This is a genomic window from Mesorhizobium sp. M1E.F.Ca.ET.041.01.1.1 (assembly GCF_003997355.1).
GTDB lineage: Bacteria > Pseudomonadota > Alphaproteobacteria > Rhizobiales > Rhizobiaceae > Mesorhizobium.
This window is the reverse complement of the sequence record NZ_RZSL01000233.1, coordinates 1-8,971: the sequence shown is the minus strand read 5'-3', so window position 1 is coordinate 8,971 and position 8,971 is coordinate 1. Positions and strand designations below refer to the sequence as shown.

Here is an 8,971-nt window from a genome sequence, read left to right as displayed (position 1 = left end):
GTCGTACTGTATGCGCACATGCTTCGGCAGCGATGGCACCGATCGCAACGACACGATGGCTCTTTCGCGCAGCGTCATCATCAGGCTGCCTCCGGGCGGAAGGCGCCGGGCGGTATGTTTCCCGGCGAACCATAGGCATGTTGAAGCGCGTCGAGCATGGCCCACAGTATATCGCATTTGAACACCAGCGCATCGATCGCCTGCTGCTGGCGTTCGGCCGTATCGGCATGGCTGAGCACGTAGGCGAGGGCGAACTCGGCGTCGCGCGATGCCTGTTGGGGCCGTCGGCTGAAATAGCCCAGCGTGTCCTCTGTGATGTAGTCGTATTTCGCCAGCATCGCCGGCACCCGCTCACCGATGATGGTCGGCGAGAACATCTCGGTCAGCGACGATGCGACCGCCTCGAGCAGCGTCCGGTTCGTGCAGAAGGAAAGGTAGGCGCCGACGGCGAAACGGGTCGCCGGCAGCGCCAGCCTTTCGCTCTTGACGGCCTCGGCATCGAGCCCGAGCGAGGTGGCCAGATGCAGCCAGCGCGCGATGCCGCCGCTCCAGCCGTCCTCGCCGTCGTGGTCCTCGATGCGTTTGCGCCAGGCGGCGCGAAACGCCGGATCCTCGGCACGCGCCAGGATCATGGCGTCCTTGCGCGGAATGACGGCCTGGTAGCAATAGCGGTTCAGCGCCCAGGCCTGCATTTCGGCCTTCGACAGCGCGCCACTGGTCATTCTGTGATGGAAAGGATGATGGTTGTGATAGCGCTCGTCACCGACCTGCCGCAGCACGGCCTCGAGCTGGCTCTTGGACAGGCCACCTTTGGCTGCATCGTGAAAATCGCTCAAAATTCCATCTCCATCCCATCGCTGGCGACTTCCCAGCCAGCCGCTTTGACCGCCGCGTGTTCGGCGGAATTCTCGTCGAGAACCGGATTGGTGTTGTTGATATGGACGAAGACACGGCGGCCGATCTTCACATCGGCCAAACCGGCAATCGAACCCGCTTCTCCAGACATTGCGATGTGGCCCATGCGCGCACCGGTTTTCGGGCCGACGCGGGCAGTGATCATCTCGTCGTCCGTGTAGACGGTGCCGTCGAACAGCAGGCAGGCGGCATTGGCCAGACGAGCGCGGAGCGCAGCATCGACGCCCGCGCAGCCCGGGATATAGAAGACAGCGCCGCGGCTGCCGGCCCCGGTGATACGGACTCCGATCGTGTCGCCCGTATCGGAGCTGAAGTCGGCGCCTGGATCGTCTCTTTGCTCGAGATAGAGTGCGATCTTCCCAGGCACGGGAAAGCTTTCCACGACCATGCCGGTCTCGCGGCCGTCCGCATCGCGGATCGCCAGTTCCTCCGTCGGCGTCAGGAGGCGCCGCGGCACGATCTGCGGATCGAGAACATTGAAGATCGAATTCGCCTCCAGCGTCGCCAGCACCTGTGCCGTTGCATAGATTGCGAAAGGCTGTCGTTCTCGCAGGCTGAGCAGGCCGGCGATATGGTCGACGTCGGCGTTGGTCAGCACCACCGCGCGGATGGGCGTCGAACGCAGCGGCGCGTCGTATGCGGGCTGGAGTTCAGGCGTTTGCGCAATCTGCTGGCGAATGTCGGGCGACGCGTTGAAGAGAACCCAGCCAGTCCCGTCCGCCGATGCGGCAATGGACGATTGGGTTCGTGAATGCACACCCGCAGTCCCGCTGCGAGCCGCGCGGCTCAGGCGATAATTGCAGTTCCATTGCGGAAAGCCGCCTCCCGCCGCCGATCCGATGATCTTCACGCGCATTGCAATGCCTGCTCCGCGGCCCATCTGACCGGCAGGAAATTCTCGATGTCAAACGGCTTCGCGCCAACGTTTCCCGCGGCAAAGCCCGTCGCGAAGACCTCACACGGCAAGGGGTGCGTGCCCCTATTGTCAGGGACACGCACCTCTGCGGCCTACTTCCTGGGAGGAATTTCAGCAGGCAGATACCGCGAAATTTCGAAGCCCGCAGCAACCTGGCACATGGTCGGTTTCTTCCAGCTCTTTTTCTTCATGGCATTCTCCTCTTCTGCCAGCCCGAAGGGGCCGGTCATGTCGTTGGCGCCATTGCGGGCGGTGCAATGGCTCGTCCATCACCTCACAAATGGACAAATGAAACACTGGGTTCTCAAACAATAGAAACAAACATGAATGGCATAACTGCCTGTCTCAAAGATCGCTTCCTTACCTCCATCACCTGTGCCGTCTCGCGCCGGTCAATCTCATCCCGGCGCCGCCGTGATCGGGTTGTCATGTTCGTCGATCAGCGGCACGTTGTAGTCGAGCAGGAGCTTGTTTATCTCCGCCTGGTTTTCCCGGATCACTTTGTTGAGCGTACGCTTCCATTCCTGGTCAGATGGACGCACTCCCATGGTGATGCGGTAGGACATACGCGAGCCGGTCTTTTCTTTGACCAGTGGGACCATCGTAACGTTCGCCTTGAGTTGTTTGACATAGTAGCCTGCCATCGGCCCCCACAGGATCGCCGCGTCGATCTTGCCGGCCAGCATGTCCTTGATCACAACCTCTGCCATCGACGGGGTGACGCGCGTGTCGACGGCCAACGGGTAGATTTTTGCCGTTCGCAAGAGTTTGTTGGCGGCCATGTTGGCAGTTGGCGGCGTGCGTTCGACGACACCGATCCTCTTGCCGATGAGTCTCGGATCCTCGATCGTCTCGCAACCCTCGAGGTCGTCGCCCTTCGGATGCACAAGCACATAGGAGGAGCGATAGTAGGCATTGGTGTTCTGCACCAGCGGATCACCTTGGGCATAGCCCATGATGACGTCGCATCGGTTGGCTCCGAGCGTGTTGCGCACGAAACCGATGACGGTCGGAAACCATGTGTAGGCGACCGACTTCCGCCCTGTCTTCCTGGCAACCAGCTCGGCCAGCTTGTTTTCGAAGCCTTGGCCGCTCTGGTCGGTAAACGGCATGTTCGAAGGATCGGCGCAGACGCGTAGAATGTCGGGATCGACCAGCTCTCCCGCAGCACCGAGGCCGGCGCCTTGCGCCAAGGCGCTCGACGGCAGCAGGGCGAGCGCGCCGAGAATGGGCAGAACGACGCGCGCCTTCGATGCAACGCAGCCGGTCACTTCATCCTCCCATGCAGGATGCTTCGGCATCCTTCGCCGCCTTGGCCTTGTCTTCGTGCTTGGGCGGCCTGCCGCGGGGTGCTGCGCCATCGGCACGAGCGCGCAGATAGACGTAGAGATCGTCCAGATAGCAGTAGACGTTCTTGTTATCGCCGAAGGCAGGCATGACGTTTTCCTTGCCGTTGCCGGTATTCTTCCGGCCCTGGGCGACGATCGAGAGGAAAGTGGGGTAGTCGATGTTTTTGAGGCTGTTGGCCAGGGCCGGCGCGTAGCTTGAACCCGTTCCGTCCTGTCCGTGACAGACATGGCAGTCCGAGTGATAGCGGCGGTAACCGCTGAACGTGTACCAATCCACGGTTCCATTCTCGATCTTGTAGGTCGGGTTCCCATCCGCGTCCAAATACTTGCCGCCTTCTTCCTTCACCGCCTTGGCTTTATCGGCACTGTCCTCGGCCCGGGCCAGACTTGAGCTGGCCAGAGGCAGAAGAGCCAGGGCGAGAACGGAAATTACAATGCGAACAGACATTCAGACGCTTCCTTATTTTGCCAAGGACAAAGGGTTTGCCGTTACGCCGCGGCATTGATCGATGTTTCGGATGCGCGGCAGATCGAGAGCCCGGAAGTACCTTCGGGTTATCCGGGCTCTCCTGTTTTCAGGCCTTCGCTCTAAGGCCATTCCCGGCTGTCAGTCCGGAAGACCGAAGACGGTCAGCTGGCCGCCCAGCGTCGTGTAGTCGGCAAGTGCAGCGTAGCCGCCGACTGCTCCGAGACCCGCGGTTCCGACGACTGTGGCCTGGTCGCCTTGCGCACGGCCCTGATCGACGGCGCCGTGCCAGGCCGCGGCTTGGTCGGGCGAAAGCAATCCGCCTGCCAGACCGATGCCGGCCCATCCGCCGACGCCGGACAGAACGGCGATGTACTGCTTGCCGTCATGCTCGAAGGGCGTGACGTTGCCGATGATGCCGGACGGGGTCTTGAACTTGTAGAGTTCCTTGCCGTTCTTATCGACCGCCTTGATGTAGCCTTCGAGCGTGCCGTAGAAGACCACGTCGCCGGCCGTCGCGAGCGCCCCGGACCACACCGAGAACTGCTCGGGCTTCGACCAGACGATCTTGCCCTTGGCGGCATCCCAGGCGATCAAGTTGCCCATGCTGTCGCCGCCAGGTGCGGGATACATCGACACGGTAGAGCCCACGTAAGGCTGACCGGCCGTGTAGCTCACCTTGTAAGGCTCGTAGTCCATGCAGACATGGTTGGTCGGCACGTAGAACAGGCCCGTCTTCGGCGAGTAGGTAGCCGGCTGCTGGTCCTTCGTTCCCAGCGCGGCGGGGCAGATACCGGTGGTGTTGGTATCTTCACCGTTCGCCTGGGGTGAGTATTTCTGAACGACCTCTGGACGACCGTACTTGTCGCTCTTCGGATCCATGTTGATCTTGGTGGCCCAGTTCACCGCCGGATCATATTTTTCGGCGACGAGAAGGTCGCCGGTGGCGCGATCCATGGTGTAGGCGAAACCATTGCGGTCGAAATGCACCAGCACGTCGTGCTTCTTGCCTTTGATCTCCATGTCGTCGACAAGGATCATCTCGTTGACGCCGTCATAGTCCCACTCATCGTGCGGGGTCATCTGGTAGACCCATTTGGCCATGCCGGTGTCGGCATCGCGGGCGAAGATGGTCATAGCCCAGCGATTGTCTCCGGGACGCTGGACCGGGTTCCACGTCGAGGGATTGCCGGTACCGTAGTAGACGAGGTTCAGCTTGGGATCATAGGAATACCAGCCCCATGTCGTGCCGCCGCCCGTCTTCCACTGTTCGCCTTCCCAGGTATTGGTGCCGGAGTCCTTTCCCACCGGCTTGCCGAGCTGCGTGGTCTTCTGGGGGTCGATCAAGGTGTCTGCATCCGGACCTTCCGAATAGGCCTTCCAGGCGAGCTTGCCGTCCTTCAGATTGTAGGCGGCTATCCAGCCGCGGACGCCGAATTCCGCCCCGGAAATACCGACGAGAACCTTGTCCTTGACGACCACGGGCGCCGACGTGCCGGATTCGCCCTTTCCACCATTGGTCTCATCGCCGTTCTTGGCTGTCCAGATAAGCTTTCCGGTCTTGGCGTCGAGCGCGACGAGGTTGGTGTCAGCCTGATTAAGAAAGATCATCGCCGGGCGGTCGCCATCGGCAGGTGCATAGGCAACGCCGCGATTGACCGTGTCGCAGCACATGATCGGAATGACGTTCGCGTCCTGCTTGGGCTCGTACTTCCAGAGGATCTTTCCGTCCTTGTTGAGATCGAGAGCGTAGACGGTGTTCGGGAACGGCGCGTGAACATACATCACATCGCCGACAATCAGCGGTCCGCCCTCATGGCCGCGCAGCACGCCGGTCGAGAAGGTCCACTTGACCTGCAGGTTCTTCACGTTCTCCTTGGTGATCTGCTTGAGCGGGGAGTAACGAGTGTTGGCGTAATCACCCGTCTGCATCACCCAGTCTTTCGGATTTTTGGCCATTTTCGCGAGCTCTTCGTTGGCTGACGCCGTATAGAGCGCGCCAAACGACAGTAGCGCCGAGGTCGATACAATGTAGGTTGCTTGCGTTAGTGCGCGCATCAAAATCCTCCCAGGTTCACAACGAGAAATCGATCTTAAAGCTCACAAGAGCTCGTCCAATCAATTCAATTTGGGAAGTATTTCCGGCAGCGTGTCACGACCTAGATCAAACTAGCAGAGGCGCATTTCTGCTCTCAACTCAGTCGACCTAGCCCTACACCCGCCCGATTGGCCTACGAAAGACTGCCGCCGCTCCCTTATTACGGCGACGTCCTTGAAGCCGGAAACAAGGTAAAGCTATGTCATCGCATAATGCCAGGCAAGGAAAAACCCCCGTGATGGTTTTGCATTGCAGCATACAAATGTTGCGACGCAATATAAAGAAGACATATAAATAAACCTCTTGATGGAGGGTTGCCAAAAGCTTGACTTAAGCTCCGATATATATAAAATTCATACTGATCTGTATTTACAATTATAATTGGATTGATCTTTATTGAATGCATATTTTACCAAAGTTGCCGGTTGTGACATCCTTGGCTGCCGTTAGTAAGGGGGGGCGTGAAAAGAACTCAGGAAAATAGGTGCGTGGCGAATCACCAAGCTGCCCTCGATCGCTGTTGAGGACGGGCAGGGCATTCCTCCTTTGGTCCTATATGGAGGCGGTGAGAGGTTGACCGGGCTCGCGGCATGTCGCCAACTGGGCGCGACGATGCTGTCTCGCCGCACCGCGCCCAGGCAACAGGAGGAATTTCTCATGGTCAGATATGTTGGATTTTCGATCCTGCCGCTCCTCCTTTCGTCGACAATAGTCCTTGCAAACCCGGCAGGCGCTGCGGGAGACTACCCGACGGCGACGATTGTCGACTATGTGCTCGGCTGCATGCAGACAAATGGCCAGACACGTCAGGCGTTGGAGAGTTGTTCCTGCTCGATCGATGTCATCGCCTCGATCCTTCCTTACGACCATTATGAGAGGGCCGAGACCTTCAAGAGCATGTCTCTGACGACAGGCGAGAATGCAGGCCTGTTTCGCGAAAGCGCACCGGCGAAAGCCGCGCGAACGGAGTTGAAGCGGGCGCAGGCGGAAGCCGACGTGCGTTGCTTCTAACACGTCGCCCATCAAGGGCATCCCGGCCCGCTGCAGGGTGATCAGGTCACGCCTGGAAATTGCTGATGGAACGACCGCAAAAGGTCGCTCGTTGCCTCTGGGCTGCGGTGCTGCCTGGGCAGGCTTACGTCGAAAATGCCGAGCACATGCGCGGGCCGCGGCGCGAGCACGATGATGCGATCCGACAGCGTCAGGGCCTCGGTCAGGTTGTGCGTCACCATCAGCGCGGTCGTAGGCCGGGCCGACCATACCGTAAGAAGCAGGTGACGGAGCTGCTCGGCGGTCCGCCCATCGAGCGAGACGAAGGGCTCGTCCAGGAAAAGCACCGCCGGTTCGGTCGCGAAGGCCCTGGCAAGGGCTGCCCTTCGTGCAAGGCCAAGCGAAAGCTCCGCCGGATAGAGCGAGCGCATGCCGGCGAGACCGAGCGTGTCAAACAGCCCGTCGAGATTTTTCGTTCGCAGGTCTTTCGGCAGCGCCAGCCTGACATTCTCCTCCACCGTCCGCCAGGGCAGCAGGGTGGGTTCCTGAAACACGGCGGCTATGCGGTTCGAGCCGCCTTCAGGCAGCTGGAAAGAGCCGGAAAACTGCCTGTCGAGCCCAAGCAGAATACGCAGCGTCGTGGTCTTGCCGCACCCCGATGGCCCGAGCAGGCAAGCGAATTCGCCTTGCCGGACCTCGAAGGAAAGGTTCTTGAGCGCCGTGACCGAGACGCCTTGCGCGGACCTGAAGGTCTTTTCGGCGATGTCGACCCTAAGCGGGACGACGGCGCCAACGGGTTGCATGTCGTTCAACGGGCTGCACCAGAAGAAGTTCGACGACGAGCATCACCGCCACGAACGCCAGCGTGTAGGCGAGAATGGCAGCGACGTCGAAAAGCTGGAAATAGAGATAGATCTGGAAGCCCACACCATTGGAGCGGCCGAGCAGTTCGACCACCAGAACGATCTTCCAGATGAGGGCGATGCCGGAACGCGAGGCCGCGGCCAGGTAGGGCTGCAGCTGCGGCAGCAGGATGTGGCGAACGCGGTCGAGCGGCCCGAAGCGGTACACAGCCGCCATTTCGGCGTAACTCGGGTCCAGCGCCCTGGCGCCCTCGCGCATGGTCACCACGACATTCGGGATCTTGTTCACGGCAACCGCGCCTATCGCCGCCACCTCATTGAGGCCGAACCAGATGTAGGCCAGCACGATGATCACCAGCGCAGGGATATTGAGGAACAGGATTACCCAGGGGTTGAAGAACCGGTCCGCGCCGCGGTAGCTGCCGAGGAGAATGCCGATCACCGATCCGACGATCATCGCAACGATGTATGCCGCGGCAACCCTGCCGAGAGTTGCGCCGAGATGGTAGAAGAGATCGCCGCTCGCCGCCTCCCTCAGCAATACCTGCCAGACCTGTCCCGGCCCCGGAAAGGCTCGGCTCGGCCAGGCATTCGCCGCCAGGCTCCACAGCAGGCAAAGCCCGAGCAGGGAGGCCACCACCGTCAGCGCGGGCATCAGCGTCGCTCGAGGGTCGGAACGGCTGGCAGTGTCGCCAGGCGTGCGGTCGCCGGTGTCTCCTGCGGTCATTTCGCCGGTTCCTGCCAGAACGTGCCCGGCGCCATCTCCGGCGCGCTGCCGACCAGCTTTTCGCCGCCGATCCCGGCCAGCACACGATAGAGCCTGCCGGCGTCGGCCGCTTCCTCGGCGACCGGCCGCCTGGGGATGCCCTCGCGATAGCGGTCGCGCAGCTTTGCCAGTTCCTTGCCTTCTGCGCGGACAATCGGCGCAAGGCGCAGCCACTCTTCGTCGGATCTTGCCAGCAGATCCTTGGCCTGCGCCGAAGCCTGGAGGAAGCCGCGGACGACTTGCGGATTTTCGTTGGCCCATTTGTCGTGGAATACATAGCCGATCGCGGATACCGGGCCTGCAGCTCCGAGCGCCTTCTCCGCATCGGTGGCGCCGATCAGCCGGCGAAAGCCGTTGGCCTCGAGCCGGGCGCAAAAATGCCAGAAATTGAGCACCGCATCGAGTTCGCCCTGAATTGCCTTTTCCGAAATCAGCGGCGGCGCGCCAAAGACGACGTCGCTGATCGCCGGCAGGTCGAGACCGTAATCGCGTCTGGCCAGCGCCTGGATCAGCAGCCAGCTCTTGTCGAGGGGCCCGCCGGCGACGCCGATCTTCTTTCCCTTGAGGTCGGTGATCGCGCGCATCGGCGATGCGTCCTTCACCATGAT

At 60.9% G+C, this 8,971-nt stretch carries 10 protein-coding genes; 2 read left to right on the top strand and 8 right to left on the bottom strand.

All coding sequences use genetic code 11. From position 1 onward, the window contains the following. Nucleotides 1–80: 80 nt before the first annotated feature. A complete protein-coding gene (gene pqqC / locus EOA38_RS19325) occupies nucleotides 81–836 on the bottom strand; it encodes a pyrroloquinoline-quinone synthase PqqC (protein ID WP_126092677.1) in 756 nt (251 codons plus the stop codon). After that, nucleotides 833–1,771, bottom strand: a complete 939-nt coding sequence (gene pqqB / locus EOA38_RS19320; RefSeq protein WP_126092678.1) for a pyrroloquinoline quinone biosynthesis protein PqqB — start codon at nucleotides 1,769–1,771, stop codon at nucleotides 833–835. The genes pqqC and pqqB overlap by 4 nt, the downstream gene beginning before the upstream one ends. A gap of 45 nt (nucleotides 1,772–1,816) precedes the next feature. Between pqqB and EOA38_RS39235 the strand changes: the two genes are divergently transcribed. Next, nucleotides 1,817–2,146, top strand: a complete 330-nt coding sequence (locus EOA38_RS39235) for a hypothetical protein (protein WP_189349935.1) — start codon at nucleotides 1,817–1,819, stop codon at nucleotides 2,144–2,146. Nucleotides 2,147–2,229: 83 nt separating this feature from the next. Here the strand turns inward: EOA38_RS39235 and EOA38_RS19310 are convergent, their stop codons facing one another. The 3 genes from EOA38_RS19310 to EOA38_RS19300 form a co-directional block, all read right to left on the bottom strand. Then, complete coding sequence (locus tag EOA38_RS19310) at nucleotides 2,230–3,132, bottom strand: quinoprotein dehydrogenase-associated putative ABC transporter substrate-binding protein (RefSeq protein WP_126092679.1); 903 nt, start codon at nucleotides 3,130–3,132, stop codon at nucleotides 2,230–2,232. After that, a complete protein-coding gene (locus EOA38_RS19305) occupies nucleotides 3,104–3,628 on the bottom strand; it encodes a c-type cytochrome, methanol metabolism-related (RefSeq protein WP_126092680.1) in 525 nt (174 codons plus the stop codon). Before EOA38_RS19305 ends, EOA38_RS19310 begins: the two co-directional genes overlap by 29 nt. Nucleotides 3,629–3,787: 159 nt before the next feature. Continuing rightward, on the bottom strand, nucleotides 3,788–5,704 hold the full coding sequence (locus tag EOA38_RS19300) for a methanol/ethanol family PQQ-dependent dehydrogenase (protein WP_126092681.1): 1,917 nt from the start codon (nucleotides 5,702–5,704) through the stop codon (nucleotides 3,788–3,790). Between the two features lie 697 nt (nucleotides 5,705–6,401). Between EOA38_RS19300 and EOA38_RS19295 the strand changes: the two genes are divergently transcribed. Then, complete coding sequence (locus tag EOA38_RS19295; RefSeq protein ID WP_126092682.1) at nucleotides 6,402–6,755, top strand: hypothetical protein; 354 nt, start codon at nucleotides 6,402–6,404, stop codon at nucleotides 6,753–6,755. A gap of 41 nt (nucleotides 6,756–6,796) precedes the next feature. On the opposite strand, the gene EOA38_RS19290 is transcribed toward EOA38_RS19295, so the two are convergent. From EOA38_RS19290 to EOA38_RS19280, 3 genes are all read right to left on the bottom strand, one after another. Continuing rightward, nucleotides 6,797–7,537 (bottom strand): ATP-binding cassette domain-containing protein, encoded by a 741-nt coding sequence (locus EOA38_RS19290; RefSeq protein ID WP_126095813.1) that lies wholly within the window; start codon nucleotides 7,535–7,537, stop codon nucleotides 6,797–6,799. Beyond that, nucleotides 7,506–8,252, bottom strand: a complete 747-nt coding sequence (locus EOA38_RS19285; RefSeq protein WP_126095812.1) for an ABC transporter permease — start codon at nucleotides 8,250–8,252, stop codon at nucleotides 7,506–7,508. Before EOA38_RS19285 ends, EOA38_RS19290 begins: the two co-directional genes overlap by 32 nt. Nucleotides 8,253–8,320: 68 nt before the next feature. After that, nucleotides 8,321–8,971, bottom strand: a 651-nt coding sequence (locus EOA38_RS19280) for an ABC transporter substrate-binding protein (protein ID WP_145965998.1), incomplete at its 5' end; no start/stop codon positions are given.